Source organism: Janthinobacterium sp. JF4 (genome assembly GCF_059617925.1).
Window position 1 is genome coordinate 33,171 of sequence record NZ_JCAQAV010000025.1, and the last position, 20,383, is coordinate 53,553.

General features: G+C 62.7%; 21 protein-coding genes. 11 read left to right on the forward strand and 10 right to left on the reverse strand.

The genetic code is table 11. The features are described 5' to 3' along the window. Positions 1-18: 18 nt before the first annotated feature. The 6 genes from AC54AF_RS18010 to AC54AF_RS18035 form a co-directional block, all read right to left on the reverse strand. Positions 19-873, reverse strand: a complete 855-nt coding sequence (locus AC54AF_RS18010; protein WP_496637632.1) for an alpha/beta hydrolase — start codon at positions 871-873, stop codon at positions 19-21. Positions 874-954: 81 nt separating this feature from the next. Further along, a complete protein-coding gene (locus AC54AF_RS18015; RefSeq protein WP_496637633.1) occupies positions 955-1,596 on the reverse strand; it encodes a hypothetical protein in 642 nt (213 codons plus the stop codon). Positions 1,597-1,680: 84 nt separating this feature from the next. Further along, a complete protein-coding gene (locus AC54AF_RS18020; RefSeq protein WP_496637634.1) occupies positions 1,681-2,013 on the reverse strand; it encodes a hypothetical protein in 333 nt (110 codons plus the stop codon). Positions 2,014-2,037: 24 nt separating this feature from the next. Then, positions 2,038-2,724, reverse strand: a complete 687-nt coding sequence (locus AC54AF_RS18025; protein ID WP_496637635.1) for a hypothetical protein — start codon at positions 2,722-2,724, stop codon at positions 2,038-2,040. A 111-nt stretch (positions 2,725-2,835) separates the two neighbouring features. Then, a complete protein-coding gene (locus tag AC54AF_RS18030; protein ID WP_496637636.1) occupies positions 2,836-4,506 on the reverse strand; it encodes a DUF6138 family protein in 1,671 nt (556 codons plus the stop codon). A gap of 118 nt (positions 4,507-4,624) precedes the next feature. Then, entirely contained in the window at positions 4,625-4,942 is a 318-nt protein-coding gene (locus tag AC54AF_RS18035) for a hypothetical protein (protein WP_131686462.1), read from the reverse strand. A 169-nt stretch (positions 4,943-5,111) separates the two neighbouring features. Here AC54AF_RS18035 and AC54AF_RS18040 point away from each other — a divergent pair, with 169 nt between their 5' ends. Further along, on the forward strand, positions 5,112-6,263 hold the full coding sequence (locus AC54AF_RS18040) for a sensor histidine kinase (RefSeq protein WP_496637637.1): 1,152 nt from the start codon (positions 5,112-5,114) through the stop codon (positions 6,261-6,263). Positions 6,264-6,278: 15 nt separating this feature from the next. Next, positions 6,279-6,536, forward strand: a complete 258-nt coding sequence (locus tag AC54AF_RS18045) for a DUF1488 family protein (RefSeq protein ID WP_131686463.1) — start codon at positions 6,279-6,281, stop codon at positions 6,534-6,536. A 12-nt stretch (positions 6,537-6,548) separates the two neighbouring features. Here the strand turns inward: AC54AF_RS18045 and AC54AF_RS18050 are convergent, their stop codons facing one another. Further along, on the reverse strand, positions 6,549-7,385 hold the full coding sequence (locus tag AC54AF_RS18050; protein ID WP_496637638.1) for an AraC family transcriptional regulator: 837 nt from the start codon (positions 7,383-7,385) through the stop codon (positions 6,549-6,551). Positions 7,386-7,521: 136 nt separating this feature from the next. On the opposite strand from AC54AF_RS18050, the gene AC54AF_RS18055 reads away from it, so the two are divergent. Both AC54AF_RS18055 and AC54AF_RS18060 read left to right on the forward strand, forming a co-directional pair. Beyond that, positions 7,522-9,147 carry a methyl-accepting chemotaxis protein gene (locus AC54AF_RS18055; protein ID WP_496637639.1) on the forward strand — a complete coding sequence of 542 codons (1,626 nt, stop codon included), beginning with the start codon at positions 7,522-7,524 and terminating at the stop codon, positions 9,145-9,147. A 298-nt stretch (positions 9,148-9,445) separates the two neighbouring features. Further along, positions 9,446-10,138 (forward strand): DUF3334 family protein, encoded by a 693-nt coding sequence (locus AC54AF_RS18060; RefSeq protein WP_496637640.1) that lies wholly within the window; start codon positions 9,446-9,448, stop codon positions 10,136-10,138. 37 nt (positions 10,139-10,175) lie between these two features. On the opposite strand, the gene AC54AF_RS18065 is transcribed toward AC54AF_RS18060, so the two are convergent. Together AC54AF_RS18065 and AC54AF_RS18070 are read right to left on the reverse strand one after the other, a co-directional pair. Then, a complete protein-coding gene (locus tag AC54AF_RS18065; protein WP_496637641.1) occupies positions 10,176-10,409 on the reverse strand; it encodes a hypothetical protein in 234 nt (77 codons plus the stop codon). After that, on the reverse strand, positions 10,406-11,125 hold the full coding sequence (locus tag AC54AF_RS18070) for a hypothetical protein (protein WP_496637642.1): 720 nt from the start codon (positions 11,123-11,125) through the stop codon (positions 10,406-10,408). Before AC54AF_RS18070 ends, AC54AF_RS18065 begins: the two co-directional genes overlap by 4 nt. A 339-nt stretch (positions 11,126-11,464) precedes the next feature. Between AC54AF_RS18070 and AC54AF_RS18075 the strand changes: the two genes are divergently transcribed. The 6 genes from AC54AF_RS18075 (at position 11,465) to AC54AF_RS18100 (ending at position 17,969) form a co-directional block, all read left to right on the forward strand. Next, positions 11,465-12,811: a sigma-54 interaction domain-containing protein gene (locus tag AC54AF_RS18075; protein WP_496637643.1), complete on the forward strand. Its 1,347-nt coding sequence runs from the start codon at positions 11,465-11,467 to the stop codon at positions 12,809-12,811. A 366-nt stretch (positions 12,812-13,177) separates the two neighbouring features. After that, on the forward strand, positions 13,178-14,725 hold the full coding sequence (locus AC54AF_RS18080; protein ID WP_496637644.1) for a hypothetical protein: 1,548 nt from the start codon (positions 13,178-13,180) through the stop codon (positions 14,723-14,725). Positions 14,726-14,786: 61 nt separating this feature from the next. Further along, complete coding sequence (locus AC54AF_RS18085) at positions 14,787-15,239, forward strand: hypothetical protein (RefSeq protein ID WP_496637645.1); 453 nt, start codon at positions 14,787-14,789, stop codon at positions 15,237-15,239. Positions 15,240-15,241: 2 nt separating this feature from the next. Continuing rightward, positions 15,242-15,982, forward strand: coding sequence for a C39 family peptidase (locus AC54AF_RS18090; RefSeq protein WP_496637646.1), 741 nt, complete (start codon positions 15,242-15,244; stop codon positions 15,980-15,982). Between the two features lie 29 nt (positions 15,983-16,011). Then, entirely contained in the window at positions 16,012-16,515 is a 504-nt protein-coding gene (locus AC54AF_RS18095) for a hypothetical protein (RefSeq protein WP_496637647.1), read from the forward strand. Positions 16,516-16,631: 116 nt separating this feature from the next. Beyond that, positions 16,632-17,969: an acetate kinase gene (locus AC54AF_RS18100; RefSeq protein ID WP_496637648.1), complete on the forward strand. Its 1,338-nt coding sequence runs from the start codon at positions 16,632-16,634 to the stop codon at positions 17,967-17,969. Positions 17,970-18,018: 49 nt separating this feature from the next. On the opposite strand, the gene AC54AF_RS18105 is transcribed toward AC54AF_RS18100, so the two are convergent. Further along, positions 18,019-18,561 carry a DUF2939 domain-containing protein gene (locus tag AC54AF_RS18105; protein WP_496637649.1) on the reverse strand — a complete coding sequence of 181 codons (543 nt, stop codon included), beginning with the start codon at positions 18,559-18,561 and terminating at the stop codon, positions 18,019-18,021. Between the two features lie 207 nt (positions 18,562-18,768). Here AC54AF_RS18105 and AC54AF_RS18110 point away from each other — a divergent pair, with 207 nt between their 5' ends. Beyond that, the gene (locus AC54AF_RS18110; RefSeq protein ID WP_131686473.1) at positions 18,769-20,367 is read left to right on the forward strand and encodes an ABC-F family ATPase; all 1,599 of its coding nucleotides are present in this window, start codon (positions 18,769-18,771) and stop codon (positions 20,365-20,367) included. The last annotated feature ends 16 nt before the right edge of the window (positions 20,368-20,383 follow it).

Consider the following 20,383-nt stretch of genomic DNA (forward strand, 5'->3'; position numbering starts at 1 on the left):
TTACACTTTGTCCATGTTTTATTGGCCAGCCGGCGCCTGCGGCTGGAAGACGCTGCGGAACGCCTTCAGGGCTGCCGGGTGGTAGATCGTGCCATGGGTTTCTTCCGGCATCTTTTCCAGGTGCCATTGCAAGCCGCGTGGCGCCTGTACTTGCAGCACCCCGGCCAGGCGCTGCACTTCCACGGCGATGCCCGTTTCGCTGCTGGACGCCAGATACAGGCTGCGCTTGCCCGGCGCGCCTTGCGCCAGCAGGGCTGCCGCCTGGCGCGGCAGGGCGCCATGATTCCACCACAGGCTGGGGTCGAACGCCAGGTAATGGTCGAACAGCCGCGGTTCCAGCAGATACGTTTCCACCACGAACAGGCCGGCCAGCGATTCGCCGACGATGGCCGTTTCGCCCGTCGTGCGGTAGCGGCGTTTGACTTCCGGCATCAGTTCGTCGCGGATAAAGGCGCGGTAGGCGGGCGCGCCGCCTACCACGGGGGCGATCTTGCGGTCTTCGGCGCTGTCCGTCGGGCCCGTCAAATCGCGCCGGCGCTGCGTGTTTTGCATGCCGACCAGCATGAACGGACGCATGGTGCCATTCGCTACCGACACTTGCAGCAGGCCGGCCACGTGTAAGAAGTCTTCGGCCACGCCGCCGTCCGGCATGTACAGCACGGGCAGCGGCGCATCGGGTGGCGTATCCCAGGCGCGCGCCATGTACACATTGATGTGGCGCTTTTCCTGCAGCACCTGCGAATCGATGCTGAAACTTTCGCCGATGACCAGAGGCGTGGCAGCGCTGGCGGCGGGCGCGGCAGTGGCGAGGTGGAAGGGGCTGGACAGCAGCAGGGTGGCGGTGAGGTGCAGAGCAAGGCAAGAGCGGCGCATGTTTTCCCGTGATAAGTAGTGGATCGATGGCATGTACTCGTACATGCCATCAAGCAATTCTATCTTATCTTTGACGCAGCATTATTTGATCGTCAATAGTTTTCGCTCGCGCACGATGCCTGCCTCGTCGATCGTGTAGGCAACCAGCAGGGCCCCATCCTCGGTGCAGGCATGGCAACTTTTCAGGGGCGTGGAGAACAGCACGCTCTGGCCGCCGTCGCCGGTGGCCGTGCTGCCAATAAAGTCGGCGGGCGCGAACGGCACGGCGTCCGGGTGGGCGGCGGCAAACGCGCGCCAGGCTTCGCTAGCGCGGTCTTCCTCGCGCACGGAGCCTTCGTCGACGTCGATGGCGGCGCCATCGCTGCCGATCAGCAAGGTGCCTTCATTCGTGTTGGCGCGAAACGGATAGGTGACGGTGGCCAGGGCCGCCTTGCCCAGCGGACGCCAGGCGGAAATGAAGCCGGCCTTGTCCGCTTTTACCAGCATCCTGGCGGCAGCGATGGCTTGCGGGTGCGCGCCGGAGCGCTGCATGGTGCGCAGCAGGCAGACGTCGGGCGCGGTGGGCGACTCTTCGCTGCGGCAGGCCGACAGCGAACGTTCCGTCCACACGGCGCGCGCATCGACGGGACCGATTTGCGGGGCCGGGACAGCCTGCGCGGTCGCCAGGCTGGACCAGGCCAGCAGGGCACAGCCGACTACATGGCGGGAGATTGATATGGGCATGGGGAATCCTTTCAGTGCGGGAAACAAGGTATCGTCACCGATTATAGAAGGAGGGCCGTGTCCGCCTGCGCACCGCAGACCCGCTCAGCGCCTCTTTGCCGCCGCCTGGCGCAGGGCCTTCGCTTCCTGCTTGTTGGGTAGGTGCGGGCGCGTGGCCAGCTCTGTCTTGACGGCGGCGATGGCGGCGCCGAACTGCTGCTCGGCCTGCGCTGGGCTGGCGCCTGCATAGTTCTGCTGGTTGGACTGCGCGGCGCGCAGCCGGCGCAGCAGCGCCAGCAATTGCTTGCCGTGCAGCGCGGGTAAATCCTGCGCCAGCGCTTGCTGGACCAGCGCGCCTTCCACATGCTCGGGGTCGAGCAGGCGCAGCAGGGCCAGGCCTGCTGGCTGGGCGACGGGTGTCAGTTTGGGTTTATCCACCGGAGTCCAGAGATGAGTGAAGGATTACAGATATTCCCAGATTTCATCGAAGGTTTCGCGCGCGAAATCGTTGCGCCAGGCTTCCGAATTCTTTTCGCGGCTGACGGCGAATACGGCACGCCACGTCTGCTTCGGCGAGCTGGTGTAAGTGGCGGCGATCTTATTCAGGCCGGCCGTGCATTGCTCGACCTTGCAGCCGCTCTTCGCCAGCTGCTGTGCGGCAGCCGCCCATGCCACCGGCACCTTGACGAGCTGGCATGCGAAGCTGACGGTGGCCGTCTGCATGCCGTTTTCCACCGTCACAGGGTCCGCCTTGGTGGCCTGGCACACGGCGCCATTCTTGGCGGCGATGACATTCGCGGCCAGCAATTCAGCGGCCGGCGTGACGGCCGCGCGCATGGCGGCCGGGAACAGGTCGGCGATCAGCTTGCCCGTTTCTTTCGGGAATTGCGCAGTCGTCTCCTGCAGGCCGCTGTACGAAGCGTACTCTGCGCTCTGCTGGCCCGCCAGGCGGGTGGGGCGCAGGTAGGCATTGAGCCTGGCGACGCTGGCTTCATCCTGGTTGATGATGGTCTTGATGTACAGATTGGTCACGTCCAGCGGCGCGAGTTCCGCAGCGTCGGCGGCGATGGCGGGCTGGGCCAGTGCCACGGCGGCGGCAAAGCTTGCTGCCAGCAGGAAAGTGTGCGATGTTTGTTGCGTTTGATGCATGTATTTTCTCCACGATTCAATGTCAGGCGCCAAAAGATGCTTTGGGGCAATTTCGGCGCCCGCATTATATATGGTGAAAGTCATAACGTTGCGCACGCAACGTTGTCCACCTCAGGCGTGCGCCTTGCTGGCCGCTTCAAGCAGGGCCAGCAGCAGCTCCTTGCGCCGCCCTTCGGCCTTGCGCGCCAGGGTGGCCAGTTTTTCCAGCGTGCCCCAGACCGGATACAGCATGTGCTCGACCAGATAGCCTTCCAGCCCTTGCAGTTGCTGGCAGAACAATTCCAGTTTCTCCACGTCCTCCAGTTCCGCCTGGATTTTCACTTTAGCGCTGTCCGTGCACGCGCGCAGGCATGCCGCCAGCACGGGGATGGACTCCGTCGTCACGCCATGTTGTTCGGCGAAGGCGGCCGTGAACTGATTCTGCACGCTCTGGTGTTCCTCGTCGACGTTCTTCATGTAGTGCTGCACCAGCGGGAAATAGCCAGAGTCGAGCAAGCCCAGCCCAAACACGGCATAGCTGCCGGGCATGCAATTCTTTTCGCCTTCCGTGTCGGCATAGAATTCGAATTGCTCGATGGCCGCGCGCGCATACGCTTCCAGTTGCGGCTGCAGGGGGGCATAGGCAAGGGCGTTGGCAAAGAAGCGGTGCGTGTCGGATTTTGCCAGTCCCTTGATGGGCAGGTAGGCCTTGGCCCTGGATTTGAGCTTGATCTGGTAGCTTTTCGGGAAACCGTTGTGCAGCAAATGCGTGATGAAGGCCAGCGCCTGCCCATACGCGCCTTCCTCTTCGCGGACGATGGTGATGCTGATCGTGGCAAACACATCGTTGGCGCGGCATTCCAGCAGCGCATTTTTTACGTGGATGTCGGCATCGGCGAAGGTGCCGCTGCCTTCCTTGAGCATGCGCACGGCCCGTTCGCTGCCCAGTTCACGCGCGATTTCCAGGAATTTGAGGCCTTTCGACTTGGCGTAGCTCGGTTCGTGGCGCAGTATCATCACGGCGCCATACAGCAGCAGGTCGATCGGCTGCAGCCCTTGCGCATCGGGCACCGCAGCCGTTTTCAGGGTGTATTCGGTGGCGCGGTAGCTCGATTGCTGCACGTCATAGAACTGCGGCAGGAACTGCTTCTCCGCCCAGGCCGACACGGCCTGGATGATATCGCTGCGATGTTCTGCCAGCGCTTGCGGGCGTGACTTGTTGAGCTGCTCGATGCGCTCGAATTGCGCGATCGTCCAGGCGATATCAGGCTGTGGAAACAGGTACGGATCGAGCAGGTGGCGCGCCAGGAAGAAGGTTTCCAGCTTTTTTGTCGGCCTGCTGCCGTGCTCGAGTTTTTGCGTGATGTACGTGTGTATGTGTCCGAGCAAGGTCTGGCGCTTGCCTTCGTTGACATAGTCGATCAGCTTCAGGTGCAGCTTGCCCTGTGCCGTCTGGAATTTCCCGCGAAAGCTGAAGCGGTAGTCGATCAGGGGCGTGTCGGCCAGTGTTTCCAGCTTCGCTTGCACCATGGCCGCCAGTTTGGGCGCGATGCTGTCGCGCACGACGGCTTCATCGAGGCGCGATGGCGTCCTTGGCGCGAACGCATCGGTATCAGTCAGCTGGAAATCGTCGGCCGTGGTGCGTCCGGGTTTGTAGTCGAGCAAAAAATCACTGAAGATGCCCATCTGTAAGGTGGTGCGATTCACGGCGCTTTCCAGGTCGGTGCGCTGCAGGCGCTCGACAAACCACGCCTCCACTGCCGCCGTCATTTCCGCCGTTGCCTGTTCTAAAAGTGTGCTCATTGACTTCCTTGCATTGCGCGTAACTGTGCCACCGGCTGCCGTCACGGTCATGTTTAATATAAATATAGAATACTATTTTAGGGGTTCAAGCCTGCCTGGTACAAGGGGCGCACGGCCGTCAGGAAGGGGCGGTGAGGAAACGCTCGTCGATCGCATCGGACTGCGGTCCCACGGTGATCGTGGTGTGCCAGCCGGAAGGCTTGTCGTTGCCATCAAACAAGGCAATGCGCGTGTGGACAAACAGGACGGAATACACGCCGGATTTCATGTCGCGGTTCAAGTCCCAGTGCATGAGTTCGATGGCTTCGCCCATGCGCGGCAGATGGGCGCCCGGCGGCAGCAAAATGTTCTGATTGATGAATTCCCTGCTCGGGCCCGGTTCCTTGTGGCGTGGATCGATGTAGCGGAACGAGACGCTGGTAACGATGTTGCTCATGCATGGCTCCTGCCTGGTGATGTAGCTGATGACAATAGCACAGGGCATGGCCGGTGCGTGTGCTGCACGGCACCGGCGCGTGCGCGAATCTGTACGGTAGCAGACGGTGCTTGCCAGGTCATCGCGTTAGGCTTACTTATTATTAATCATTGAGATTGCTGAAAACGTCATGATGCATTTATTCCTAGCGGAAAATCGCGCCGAACTGGAGCGCCGTTGCCGTGACAAAGTCGCCAAGCGGCCACTGCGTTTTTCGACCGAAATACAGTTAAGAGAAGGCATACCCATCTTCCTGGATCAGCTGATCCGCACCCTGAAGGCGGAAGAGGAGGGCAAGATGGGGCAAAGCCTGGCCATTTCCGGCCCCGCCGATGGTGAAGCGCTGGCCACATCGGAACTGGCCGACAGCGCCACCACGCACGGCAGGCAGCTGCTGGCGCTCGGCTATTCCGTCAGCCAGGTGGTACACGATTATGGTGACCTGTGCCAGGCCGTCAGCGATCTTGCCGTGGCACTCGGTGAGCAATTTGCCGTCGAGGAATTCAGGACGCTGAACCGCTGCCTCGACAACGGCATTGCCGAAGCCGTGTCGGAATTTACCCAGCGGCGCGACGTGCTGATTGCCAATGAACAGGCATTGGCACTGAGCCAGCGCATCGGTTACCTAGCCCACGAACTGCGCAATCACCTGGGAACGGCCGGCCTGGCTGTCGCCGCGCTCAAGCAGGGCGGCATGGGTGTGGCAGGCGCGACCGGGGCCGTGCTCGACCGCAGCCTCGTGGGTTTGCGTACCCTGATCGACCGTTCGCTGGCGGAAGTGCGGATGGAGGCGGGCCTGAGCTTGCAGCGCTCAGTCTTCTTCCTGAGCAACTTCATCAGTGAACTGAGCTATTCGGCCAAGCTGGAAGCGGACTTGGTACACTGCACGCTGGTCGTGGAAGACGTCGCTCCCTCGCTGCAGCTCCATGCGGACCAGGATCTGCTGCTTTCCGCCGTGGGCAACCTGCTGCAGAATGCGTTCAAGTTCGGCGCGCCGAATGGCACCGTGGTGCTGCGCGCGTATGCGAATGGCGAACGGATCAGGATCGAGGTGGAGGACAACGGCGCCGGCCTGGCGCCCGAGGCGGCGGATGAGATGTTTCTGCCTTTTACGCAAGGCGGCGCCAACAAGACGGGCCTGGGACTGGGCCTGTCGATTGCCCGGCGCAGCGTGGAAGCGAATGGCGGCAATTTGCGCGTGGAGAGCGTGCCTGGCCACGGTTGCGTCTTCATCATCGACTTGCCCCGGCATGTCGCTGTGGCCGCTACGTCCGCCACCTGAGCGCGCGCCCCAGCCATGCCCTATGACATCCTGCGCGACAGCATCGCGATTGAACCGACGCGCGACGCCATCCGTTTCCATCTGACCGTCTTCGGGGTGGAAAAGACGTGCCGCATCACCGCGACGGCATTGCGCAGCCTGGACCAGGGGCAGGGCGGCGACTTGCTGGCCATCTTCGACACGCACCGCCTGCGCATCGGCCAGCGCGCCTTCGCTCACCTGAGCCGCGATCTGCTGGTCAGCGGCGTGGTGCTGCGGGCACTCGACTTTTAGCTCCCATCCATTTCACTCGGGCGGCACATCTGCCCGTCCTGCCTGTGCCAGCCATTCGCGCGGCGACAGTCTGGTGCAGGCGCGGAAGGCGCGGGTGAAGGCCGGCTGGCTGCCATAGCCCACTTCCAGCGCGACATCCTGCACCAGCCAGCCTTGCCGGAGCAGCGCCTGGGCGCGCAGCATGCGCTGGCCCGTCAGGTATTCGGCCGGCGGGCAAGCGACGACCGCGTGGAAGTGGCGCGCGAAGCGGCTGCGCGACATGCCGCTCAGGGTCGCCAGCGATGCCACCGTCCAGTGGCGCCCGGGATGGTCGTGCATGGCCGCCAGGGCCTTGGCGAGCGCGGGGTCGGACAGGCCGAACAGGCGCGCCGCCGACATCAGCTTGCCGGCCAGCGCATGGCGCAGCAGCTGGACGATCAGCACGTCGCACAGGCGGTTGAGCAGCAGTTTCTGCCCCAGGCCGCCATGCTGCGCCTCGTCGGACAGCAGCCCGAGCACGCCATCCATGGCCGGCGCCTGCGCCAGCGGGACGTGCAGGCAGGACGGCAGGCTGTCGATCACGGCGTCGTCGCCGCCGGCCAGGCGGACGGTGGCGCACAGCAGGCGCGCCGTGCCAGCGCCCGTGTCCAGTGCATGCGCCAGCGGGCGCGGGTAGAAAATCAGCGCGGGCTGCTCGACTTGCAGCCGCGTGCCGTCCTCATGCGTGAAGGCCGCCGGTCCCTGCCGCACGAGGTGCAGGTGGCCAATTCCGGGCTGGGCCGGGAAGTGGCTGCGGCCGCAAAATGCTCCCTCGAAGAAGGTGTCGGCAGAAAAGTCCAGGCGCATCAACAGGGCAGACAGACGATCCATAGGGCAACAAATAGACGAAAAGATATAAATTGTAGACTAAAAGCAACAAATGTTTCCATTTTTATCGCTATGATGATGTCCCGATGTTTGTCCTGGACAGCATTTTTATCTCGCGCCACCTGAATGGAGAATCACAATGGCATTGTCCAACTTAAAGATCGGCACCCGCCTGTACCTGGCCTTCGGCGCCGTCGTCGCCGTGCTGGCGATCCTGGTCGCCTCTGCACAGACGAATTTGTCGCGGCTCGGCGTCGCCAATGGCTTGAACGTGCACACCTACGAGGTGCTGGCAGAAGCCAGTGGCCTGCTGGAAAGCCTGATCAATATCGAAACGGGCCAGCGCGGCTTTGCCCTCACCGGCAAGGATGGCTCGCTCGAGCCGATGGCCTTGGGCCAGCGCAGTTTTGGCGAACACTTGCGGAAGATCCGCGCCCTGACGTCGGACAATCCGGCGCAGCAGGAGCGCCTGGCGGCGCTGGAGCATACCCAGCGGCAATGGCAAGCGAGCGCCATCGACCCCGTCATCGCCCTGCGCCGCGCGGCGGCGGCCGACGGCAGCCTCGATGCGGTCGTGGCGGCCGAGCAGGCCGGCAAGGGCAAGGCGGCCATGGATGCGATGCGCGTCCTGCTGGCGGACATAGGCAAGACGGAAAGTATGCTGCTGACGCAGCGTGCCGACGAGGCGGCCGCGCTGAAATGGCGCACCAACGTGGTGCTGCTGGGCGGGGGCGCTGCCGCCGTCGTGCTGGCGGCGGTCCTGGCCATCTTGTTGACGCGGAATATCACCGTGCCGCTGGCCGAAGCCGTGGCGCTGGCCCAGCGCGTGGCGCAGGGCGACCTGGGCAGCGACATCGTCGTGCGTTCGCAGGATGAAACGGGGGAATTGATGGCCGCCCTGCGCGACATGAATGCCGCGCTGGTGCGCATCGTGGGCGAGGTGCGCGGCGGCACGGAGACGATCGCCACGGCGTCGAGCCAGATTGCGGCAGGCAATATGGACTTGTCGTCGCGCACGGAACAGCAGGCCAGTTCGCTGGAAGAGACGGCGTCGTCGATGGAAGAGCTGACGGCGGCCGTCCAGCAGAACGCGGACAATGCGCTGGCGGCGCGCTCGCTGGCGTCGGCGGCCTCTGCCGTGGCAATCAAGGGCGGTGCGGTGGTCTCCGAAGTGGTACAGACCATGGGATCGATCAATGATTCCTCGCGCAAGATTGCCGATATCATCGGCGTGATCGACGGCATCGCCTTCCAGACGAATATCCTGGCCCTGAATGCCGCCGTGGAGGCGGCCCGCGCGGGCGAGCAGGGACGCGGTTTTGCCGTGGTCGCCACAGAAGTGCGCAACCTGGCCCAGCGTTCGGCCAGCGCCGCCAGGGAAATCAAGGGCTTGATCGATGATTCGGTGGAGACGGTGGGCGCGGGCAGCAAGCTGGTCGACCAGGCCGGCGCCACCATGCAGGAGGTGGTCGACAGTGTCCAGCGCCTGAGCGCCATCATCGGCGACATCACGGATGCGAGCGAAGAACAGCGCGTCGGCATCGAACAGGTGAATGAAGCCATCAGCCAGATGGATCAGGTGACGCAGCAAAATGCGGCCCTGGTCGAGGAAGCGGCGGCCGCGGCCAATGCCATGCAGGAGCAGGCGGCGCAGTTGGCGCAAGTCGTGCAGGTATTTCGCATGAAGGACGCGCCGCCATCGACGACGACCGGCGCGCCACGGCCTGCCGCGCGGCGGCCCCGGGCCTTGAGCATGGTCGGCTAGCCGCCCGCAGCGTGTTCCCGCGGACGGCGGCGTATGGTATTTCCGCACAGATCGTCAAGTAAATGCAGGTATGGCTGGACGGAAATGTTACATCTGGGTATTCTGCGCATGATACTTATTTCTATACAGAAAAAGGTAAGAGGGCGGTGCGTGCTGGCGGCAACGCGGCGCGCGCTGCCACGCAAGGTCAGGCATGCAAAGGTGAAGTCGTCCGACAGCTGAGCGAAACGGTCGTGTTTCGGCTCGCCGCGGGCAGGGAACGGTGCTGTCATCTTTAAAATAGTAGGAGAGGTTGCTCATGGATGCAGAAAAGGATGTTGTGTACGGTACAGAAGATTTGTTGATGAGTTTGTGCAACTCGGTGGTTCGGGTGCTCAACGTTGCAACGCAAAGCAAGGTCAATTATTCGGGCATGGTGCAGCGCATCACCAAGACCGGCCTGAAGCCGGACATCGGCTGCTTCGTGATGTTCGATGGTGGCTTCACGGGCCTGGTCGTGCTCAATTTTGCCGCCGATACGGCGATGGAAATCTACGAGCGCTACATGTTGCACATGGGTATGCCGAAGTCGGAGCTGGCCAGCTTCTACACGTCGGACGAAGTGTCGAACATCATGGGCGAGCTGATGAACCAGATCGTGGGCGATTTCACTGGCAAGGTGCGGCGCGAACTGCAGACGAATATCACCCAGAGCCAGCCGAAGATGCTGGTGCTGAACAAGCAGGTGATGCTCAGCGTCGACACGCCGCTGGACCGCCCGGAAATGCGCCGCGTCACCTTCTACACGGAAAAGAACAATATTTTCTATCTGGAACTGGCGATCGACCGGACCGAGTTCATCAAGTTGCACGATTTCGATTCGCGCGAAGTCGATGCCGACTCGCTGATGGATACGGAATACGCGAACCGCGAACGCGACGCCTCCCCGGCGCCTGCAGCGGAACCGGAAGACGACGACAACGCCGACCTGCTCAAGTCCCTGGGCATGTAAACGGGCCTTGCCACTAGCGGCGGCATGCTTGCCGCCGCTAGCCGATGATGTTTGCCTTGCGCAAGCTGTCGGGTAAAAATATACCTCCCAGAATACCAAACACAACAAACAGCGGACCACCGATCCACGCAAGGGCCGTGCCGGACGTCATGTCAAAGAACATGCTGCACAGGGACGCGATCAAAAAAGCATATACGCCCGCCGGCCCCAGCACCACGCTGCTGATGGCAAGGGCATTGCTTGCTGTCCTGCTGATCTTGTTGACATTCATGGCTTATCTCGTTCCCGGCCATGCCCGCGCATCGCTGGCGCCGCCATGAGGCCGGGCGGAGGCAGCGACGATACTTTCTCCAGCCGCCGTTCTCCCGCGATGCCGCTCTGCTGGCTATCATCGAGCGACCAGTATTCCAACGCATAGGCATAACTGCCGTCGACAATGGTCAGCGATTCCTTCTGGCGGCCGCTGGGCGCCTTGTAGTACAGGCGCCGCGCCGGCCGGCCATCCACCGTCTGCTTGAACGACTGCGGTGACATGCTGGCGCGCTTGCCCGTCTTGCCCGCCATCGACATGGCCGTGATCGTCACGTAGGCCCGGTCCGGGCAGCGGGCCAGCAGGTGCGCGCCGCTCAGGACGGTGGGCTGCGCCCGTTCCAGCGGGAAGCCGAACGGCTGCACGCCGACAATATCGTGGCACCCCATCTGCTGTGCCAGGGCCGCCAGCGCGGCCGGATCGAGCGCGCTCGTGTAGTGTTTTTCAGCCGCCTGCGCCTGGCCCAATGCCAGGCGGCGCTCCAGTTCGGCCAGCGAGATGTCGCTGGGCACGGGCAGCGGCGCGGGGGCGTCGGGATCGGCGGCATGCGACGTTTCCGCCTGCATGCGTGAGGCGACAGAGTGGCTGCGCTCGGCCAGATCGAGGGGGGCGGCAGCCATGCCCGTGTTGGCGAGGCAGGCGGCGATGGCCAGCGTAAGAACAGGTTTTGTCAGCATGGAATCTCTGGAGGTGCGTCGTCCGTGAAGAAAAAGATGTCGAACGGCTTGCCCGCACCTGGGATGGCGATGGAAAGTGCAGTGTGGCAGAAATACAAACTCGCTATAAAAGAAAAGTATTTTTTTGTGCCACAGTGATATGCATCAATAAGATTGTCACACATATACACAAATCTCGCTACCCTGCCAGAGAGCTATTCCAGCGCCGGTATTTCTTTACCAGTCCTTATCTTAAGCCATTGATTATTAAGGCTTCATTCACTGCCCCGCAGGGTGCTTCTTCTTGCGGGACGCGGTGGCACGATGCTTTCTGATGATCTCAGTCCATTTGGAGGCTGGATGTTGAAACGACAGTTATTGTGTATCGACTTGAGTGGCAATGGTTTGCTGCATGAGCCAGGCATGCGGCAGTTTGGCGTGGCGTGGGAAGGCTGGCAAGTGTGCAGCGTGACAGGCCTGGCGGCCGCGGCACGCGCGCTGCGCACGCAGGCCTTTCCGGTTGGGGTACTGATTTCTTCGTTCGACGGGCTGGGAGAACTCGACAGTTTCTTGCATCAGCATTGGGATATGCAATGGGTGGGCATTTTTCCACCGCGCGCCTTGCAAGTGGCCGCATGCCGGCGCCTGGTCCGTGACCATTGCCATGATTATCACACTTTGCCTGTCGACATGCTGCGACTGCGGCATACCCTGGGCCATGCATATGGCTACGCCACTTTGCGCGAGCTGCCGGACGCGCCGCGGTGCGCACTGGAACTGCCTGATATGTCGTTAAAGGGCAGCGGCGCCGCCATTGGCCGTTTGCGGCGCCAGATCCTCAAGGTCGCCGGCGCCAGCGCGCCTGTGCTGATCTGGGGCGAGTCGGGCAGTGGCAAGGAATTGACAGCGCAAGCCATACATGTCCATTCCGCGCGGGCGGCAGGCCCCTTCGTGCCTATCAACTGTGGCGCGATTCCGGCAGGCCTGGCGCAATCCGAGCTGTTTGGCCATGAACGGGGCGCGTTCACGGGCGCCACGCGCGAGAAGCGGGGCTTGATCGAGTCGGCGGCCGGAGGCACGGTATTTCTTGACGAGATAGGCGATTTGCCGCTCCCCCTGCAAACCAATTTGCTGCGCTTCCTGCAGGAAAAAACGATCTACCGTGTCGGCGCCACGCACAGCACCGCCGTAGACGCGCGCGTCATTGCCGCCTCGCATGTCAATTTGCTGGAGGCCGTGCGGCAGGGGAAGTTTCGCGAGGATTTGTACTACCGGCTCAACGTGCTGGCGCTCGATGTGCCTCCTTTGCGCGACAGGAAGGAAGACTTGATGTTGCTGGCAAACCATTTTTTTGCCACTTATGTGTCGGAGCGGGCGCCGCTGGTGCGCGGCTTCAGCCACGCCGCCGTCGAAGCAATCTGCAGTCATACCTGGCCGGGCAATGTGCGCGAATTGATCAACCGGGTGCGGCGCGCCATGGTGATGGCCGAAGGCAGGGCGATCATGCCGCAAGATCTGGGCTTGTCCGTTGCGGACGAGTCAGGCGCCGATGTCGCACTCGACGGCATTCGCTGGCGTGCGGACCGTGAAGCCGTGCAGGCCTGCCTGGCCAGTGCTGGCAGCAATATCAGCAAGGCCGCGCGCGACCTGGGCGTGTCGCGCATGACGCTGTACCGGCTGATCAAAAAGCTCAATATTGAATCTTGAACCTGGCGCATCAGGGAAATCCTGCGGTCCGCGCGTGGATTGTCACAGCTGAAACGGTGTAACAGGATTGAGACAGGCGCCGGAGCGGCGTGGCACCTTGCAAGTGCTTGATTTTGCGTAGATAGCGCTGTTCTTGTAAGCGGAACCGGAAAGGCGGGTGGCGCACGGCTGCGACAGTTTTCTGTGTTTTGCTTGCCAAGTTTCCGGGGGGAATGCCATGCAAGCCGAAGATCATCGAATAAGGCGTTTGAATTCAATGGCTTGGTCAAATTTTTCATTGCTGGCACCAAATTTGCTGTGTAGCTGTGGACCCGACGCTTCAGTCTGGTGCCAGCATCCTGATTAACTTTTAAAGAGGAAACTGCAATGAAAAAAACTCTCATCGCGGCAGCGGTAGCGCTGGCCTTCGGTTTCAGCGCTCATGCCCAGAACAATGGCTCGACCAAGGTCGATGATGTCACGGGTGTCAATACCCAGACGGCGAGCAATGCCTCGACGCAGTCCGGTGCCGGGCCGGGGGCGAACGCGCATTCCACCGCTACGCAAGACAATAACTCGGACCAGAGTAATGACAAGAGCACTGGGCAAAACAATAGCAGCGGCGACGCGAAAGCCACTGCGCTGGGTTCATCCGCGGCAAACAATGGCAGCACCAGCACCAGCAACGCTGCCAATGCCTTCAATACATCGACGGCGACGGCAGCGAGCACCCTCAGTGGCGCGGTGTCGGGTAACAAGGTCAGTGACATCGGCAACTACGCCACCAACAATGGCAATACCAGCGGTGGCACAGGCAAGGGTGGCATCGGCGGCAGCGCACAGGGGGGCGATGCCTACGGCAAGGGCGGCTGGGGCGGCGCGGCCATCGGTGGCGACGGCGCATCGGGCGCAAAAGGGGGCAGCGCCAGGAATGGCAGTGCCATCAATGGCGCTGCGATGGTGGGTGACAGCACGGCCGGGGCCGGTGGCGCCGGTGGACTGGCCAAGAATGCCAGCAGCGGCGACGCCGGTGCCGGTGGCAAGGGTGGCGCAGGTGGCCGTGGTGCGGCCGGTGGCGATATCTATGGCGGCAACGGCGGCAAGGGCGGCCTGGCGGGTGATGCCAAAGGCGGCTCTGGCGGCGATACTGGCCGCACGACAGGCGGTAACGGCGGCGATAGCGGCAAATCCATCGGCGGTGCAGGTGGCGACGGTGGCTATAGCCGCAGCGCCGCTGGCGGCTCTGGTGGCAGCGGCAGTGCCGGCGGCCTGGCCAAGAACTCCGGTGGCGGCGTCTCCACTGCCAACGGTGGCACGGCGACGGGCGGCGCCGGTGGTGCCGGTGGCACCAATACAGCAGGTGCCGGTGCCGCAGGCGGTGCCGGTAGCTCCGGTGCTGGCGGCGCTGGCGCCGCCTTGACGAGTACGGGCGGTGCAGGGGCCGCGGCAACTGGCGGTGCCGGTGGTGCCGGTGGTGACGGCGCGGGTGGCACCAGTACTGGCGGCAACGGCGCCGCTGGTGCGGCGGGCGGTAATGGCGGCAGCAGCGGGATGGCGCAAAACACGGGTGGCGCCGGTGCGGCTGGCGGCAGTTCGAGCAATGGCAGCGCTAGCAACGGCTCGCCATCGAACGGCAGCGCCATTGCCGGTGCTGGCGGCGCCGGCGGTGCCGGCGGCGGCAGCAATAGTGGCGGCGCCGCCGGTAGCGGTGGCACCAACACGGGCGGCGCGGCAACGGGCGGTTCCGGCGCTGGCGGCACGGGCGGTGCCGGTGGCACGGTGGCCGTCAATGCCGGCATGTTCGACATGTCCAACACCATGAGCGGTACCGCGCAGTCGGCGGCAGGCTTGCTGGTCATCAGCCAGAACAGCGGCATTTCTTCGCTGATACAGCAAAGTGTGACGGTGCAGGCCAATCTGGCAGTGGGACACTAAGCTAGCGTCTGCTTGGTGTCAGGCTCCGCCGTGGCAATGCCGCGGCGGAGCGTCGCAGGTCATGGACAAGGGGATGAGCATGCGCCTTTTTTTTCATTCGATATGCTGTGCCAGCCTGGCCTGTCTTTCCACAGGTGCCTTGGCTGCACAGGAAGCAACGGCGCTGCCCTTGCTTGCCGGGCCAGAGTTGAGTCTGCCGATTGTTGCTTCGACGACCACTGCGCTGACCGCGCTGATGCCGCTGGCGGCGGATGGGACCTTGGCCGGGGGCCTTGGCCCGGCCGCTGGCGAATATGCGCTGGACCAGGCGCGTGGCGGCACCGAGACGATTACCAATGAAGCGCGCCTGAGTGGTTTCGTCACGGGCAACTCGGCCAGCTACGTCAACACGGGGGCCAACACGATCGATGGCGCCGCATTTGCCAACGCTTCCGGCATCCCGATCGTGATTCAGAATTCGGGCGCCAATGTGTTGATCCAGAACGCCACCATCATCAATTTGCAATTGCGCTAGGCATGGCCACCCCCGGCACATTCCCGCCGCTCCTGCTGTGCCTGCCCTTGCTTGGCGGGCTGGCATCCCCAGGCGCTGGCGCGGCCGATATCGGCGCCTTTGGCAGCGCGCGCTTTGCGGTGCCCGTTGTCAGCATGCGCGAGGCGCGATTCCAGCGCACCTTGCATCAGCAATACGACTTCAGCTGTGGCTCCGCCGCGGTGGCCACCCTGCTGACCCATCATTACGCCGATCCCGTGACGGAAGCGTTTGTTTTTGAGCAAATGTACCAGCAGGGTGATCAGCAGAAGATCCGTCGCGAAGGATTTTCCTTGCTCGATATCAAGCGTTTCCTCGGGACCCGAGGCTTTCTGGCCGACGGGTTTCAGTTGCCGCTCGATAAGTTGGTCGAGGCGGGCTTTCCCGCCATCGTGCTGGTGGCCGAGAAAGGCTACCGGCATTTCGTCGTGGTCAAGGGACTGAACCAGAGCCGCGTGTTGATCGGCGATCCGGCCGGCGGCACGCGGGCCATGCCGCGCGCCGCTTTCGAGGAGATCTGGCAGGGCCGCCTGCTGTTTGTGATCCATGGCCGCGCGACGCCGTCCACGCCGGGGCCGGCGGCGACTGAGGTGGCAATGCAGGCGGGCCGCTTCAATGATGTGGATGACTGGCGCGCGGCGCCGCAAGCGCCGCTGGGACTGGCGATCAGCCGCAGCGGCCTCGATCAGCTCACCATGCCGAAGAATGACGGTGGGAATTTTTAATGGCGGGCAAACGCCACGCTGGAGGATGTATGCATAAGAAAGAGCGGTGGATCGCTGCTAGCCTGGCGTGCCTGCTAGTTGCCGCGCAGAATGCTTACGCCGCACTGCCGGAAACGGGCTGGACGGCGGTCAGCGAGGAAACGCTGGAGCAGGCGCGTGGCGGCTTCGACATGCCCGGTGGCTTGAGTTTGTCGTTGGGAATCGAGCGCCTGGTCAGCATCAATGGCAACGTGGTGTCCAGCGTGGCGTTCACGATTGCCGATGTGGCGCACCTGAGCGTCGAGGAAGCGAGCCTGGCGCGGACGGCAATCGCCTCGATGAATGTCTTGCAAAATGGCGCCGGCAATGTGTTTTCGTCAGGCCCGATGGCGCAAACGATGGCCGCCACCGTGATCCAGAACAGCTTGAATGACCAGGTCTTGCGTACCCAGACGATCGTGAATAGCAGCGTGAACAGTCTTGCATTGTTGAAGTTGGCGAACTTCCAGGACACCTTGCAACATGCGCTAGGCACGGTGGCAGGATCCAAATAGGGTTTTCAGCAAGCCGCCCGGATTTCCCGGGCGGCATCGTGCAGTAGCGCCTGGCCTTTGCGGAGGTGTTGCCCGGGCCGGCTATTGACAGGCAGGGCTTGTCATCGGGAGAGACTATGCGGCATCTTTACGTAATGCGATTGGGTACGGCGGGTGTATCGGCTATTTTGCTGTGTGCAGCCGTTCAGGCCCAGCAGGCACCCGGCGCCGGCCAGGACGATCTGGCGGCGCAGCTGGCAAGCCTGAAGGCGCAACTGGCTCAACAGCGGAACCTGCTGGACGCGCTGCGCGCATCGATGCATGAGCAACAGCGCCGCATCGAGGTGCTGCAGGGCACCGAACCTCTCGACAATAACCGCCTGGCCAGGCAGCGGGGCACGGGTTTGCGGGGGGCATACCTGTCGCTGGCGGAGGTCCAGGACCTCGTCTCCGCTCCAGAGACGCCGTCGCCATCGACGCCCCAGCCGGTGGGGCAGGCTCCCAGCCGCCCCATCCGGCCGCCCGAAGTGGCGCCCCTGTTCGAACAGCCAGGCGTGCTCACGCCCAAGGGGAGCTACGTGCTGGAACCGTCGATGCAATTCGGTTACTCGTCCAGCAATAGGGTCGCCCTGGTCGGCTACACCATTATTCCCGCCTTGCTGATCGGCTTGATCGATGTGCGCGAAGTCAAGCGCAATACCTTCACGGCCGCCCTGGCCGTGCGTACCGGCTTGAGCAACCGTCTTGAAGTCGAAGCCAAGGTGCCCTATGTCTATCGCTCCGATGCCACCGTCAGCCGCGAACTGTTTACGGGCACGGCCGTAGAGCGGGTCTTTGACACGAGCGGGCGCGCCTTGGGCGATATCGAGGTGGCGGCACGCTACCAACTGAACGATGGCGGCGCCGACAAGCCGTACTACGTGGCCGGCCTGCGCTTCAAGTCGCGCACCGGACGCGATCCGTTCGAGGTCGTCACCGACTGTACGCAGCGCTGCGTGGGCGAGAATGCGACTGGCACGGGCTTGCCGGTGGACTTGCCCACCGGCTCCGGTTTCTATTCCCTGCAGCCCAGCCTGACCTGGCTGTTTCCCTCTGATCCAGCCGTATTTTTTGGCAGCATCAGCTACCTGCACAGCTTCAAGCGCACCGACGTCAGCCGCCTGGTGCTCAATGGCGTGCGCGAACCTCTGGGCACCATCGAGCCGGGAAAAATCTTAGGCGTGAATTTCGGCATCGGTCTGGCGCTCAATGAAAAGGCGTCGCTCAGCCTGGGCTACGATCACAGCAGCGTTGGACGCACGCGCCAGAATGGCCTGACCGTGCCCGGTTCCGTGCGCACGCAGCTTGGCACCTTGCTGATGGGATTTTCGTATCGCCTTGGCAAGGACCGGAGCTTGAACGTGTCCGTGGGCGCCGGTCTGACGCGCGATACGCCGGATGTGTCCATCTCGGTCAGGCTGCCGATGACCTTTTGATGGCGGGCGGTGGCTAACGCAGCCCCGACAGGCTGCCGCTCGCTCGTCCCTAGCGTCCGGCCATCGCCGATGCAATCTCGATCGAACTCAGCTTCCAGCCCCATACGCCATGGCGCAGCAGGACCAGTGCGCCTTCCTGCGCATTGCCATCCTTCGCGCGCACGACGAAGGTGTTCACGCCGGCATAGCCTGCCGAATAGTCGGCCTTCTTCCGTGCGCCATCGGCGGGCGCATCTGCCGTGTCGCTTGCTTGCGGGCTGACGGCGCTCTTGTTGACCAGCGCCACCACGCCGGCGGGCGAGACCATGGTGTCGACCATCTTGCCCAGCATGGCGCTGGCGATCGATTGGCCCAGAGCGGCCAGCGGGTTATCGCTGCCGGCTGTCGCCTCGATGCTGCGCGCCATGCTGGCCTCCAGCTGCGTCTTGACGCTGGCGCGCAGGGCGGGGAAGTCCACGTGTGTGGCCAGGGCGTCGGCGTTGCGTTCGGCCAGCGCAGCCTTGATCTGGTGCAAGGCGTAGTACGGCGACGCATAGGCGGTGGCGGCGATGGCAATGGCGGCCACGGCGGCGGCGATGGTGATTTTTTTCAAGTGAGGCCTGTGATATGGAGGGTAGAAAACGGATGGCACGCAGCGTAGCCGCTAAATGGAGATACGGCAATCATATTTTCTTGCCATTATTTCTCTGCATACACTCGGGAGCGCCCTTGGCGGACCACTATAGAGTGATGAGGGTGGGTGCTGTATAATGGGAGAAAAGTACTTAACTACCTGTTTTCACTGGATAAAGACCCACTAATGCTTTCTACAGCTAACATTACGATGCAGTTTGGCGCCAAGCCATTGTTTGAGAATATCTCCGTCAAGTTCGGCGACGGCAACCGCTATGGTTTGATCGGCGCGAACGGCTGCGGCAAGTCGACGTTCATGAAGATCCTGGGCGGCGACCTGGATCCGTCGGGCGGCAACGTCATGCTCGATACCAACGAGCGCCTGGGCAAGCTGCGCCAGGACCAGTTTGCCTTTGAAGACATGCGCGTGCTCGACGTCGTCATGATGGGCCACACGGAAATGTGGGCCGCCATCCAGCAGCGCGACGCGATCTACGCGAACCCGGAAGCGACGGACGATGACTACATGCAGGCCGCCGAACTGGAAGGCAAAGTGTCCGAATACGACGGCTACACGGCCGAATCGCGCGCCGGCGAACTGCTGCTGGGCGCCGGTGTCGCCATCGAGCTGCATCAAGGCCCGATGAGCAATGTCTCGCCAGGCTGGAAGCTGCGCGTGCTGCTGGCGCAGGCGCTGTTCTCGAACCCGGACATCCTGCTGCTCGACGAGCCGACGAATAACCTGGACATCAACACGATTCGCTGGCTGGAAGACGTGCTCAACGAGCGCAATTCCACCATGATCATCATTTCCCATGATCGCCACTTCCTGAACCAGGTCTGCACCCACGTGGCCGACATGGACTACGGCACCCTGAAGATTTATCCAGGCAACTACGACGAATACATGTTCGCCTCGACCCAGGCGCGCAACCAGCAACTGGCCAACAACGCGAAAGCGAAAGACAAGGTTGCCGAGCTGCAGGAATTCGTGCGCCGCTTCGCCGCCAACAAATCGAAGGCCCGCCAGGCGACGTCGCGCGCCAAGCAGATCGAAAAGATCAAGGTCGACGACATCAAGCCATCGTCGCGCGCCTATCCGTTCGTGCGTTTCGACGGCGAAAAGAAATTGCACCGCCTGGCCGTGGAAGTCGAAAATATTTCGAAAGGCTTCGACCGCCAGCTGTTCAAGAATTTCAGCATCATGGTCGAGGCGGGCGAACGCATCGCCATCATCGGCGCCAACGGCGCCGGCAAGACCACCATGCTGCGCTGCATCGCGGGCGACATCGCCGGCTTGCAGCCGGACCAGGGCCGCGTGAAGTGGGCGGAAAACGCCAACGTGGGCTACATGCCGCAAGACCCGACGGAAGATTTCGCCAAAGACACGAACCTGACCGACTGGATCGGCCAGTGGACGAAAGAGGGCGACGACGACCAGGCCGTGCGCTCCATCCTGGGCCGTTTGCTGTTCGGCGGCGACGATGTCAAGAAGGCCGTCAAGGTACTGTCCGGTGGTGAAAAAGGCCGCATGATGTACGGCAAGCTGATGCTGGGCCGCCACAACGTGCTGATGCTCGATGAGCCGACCAACCACATGGACATGGAATCGATCGAGTCCTTGAACATCGCGCTGGAAAAATACGCGGGCACCCTGATCTTCGTGTCGCATGACCGCGAATTTGTCTCCTCGCTGGCCAATCGCATCATCGAGATCAAGGAAGATGAAGTGGTCGATTACCGCGGCAACTATGAGGATTACCTGAAGAGCCAGGGTATCGATTAATTCGTGTGCTAGCGTT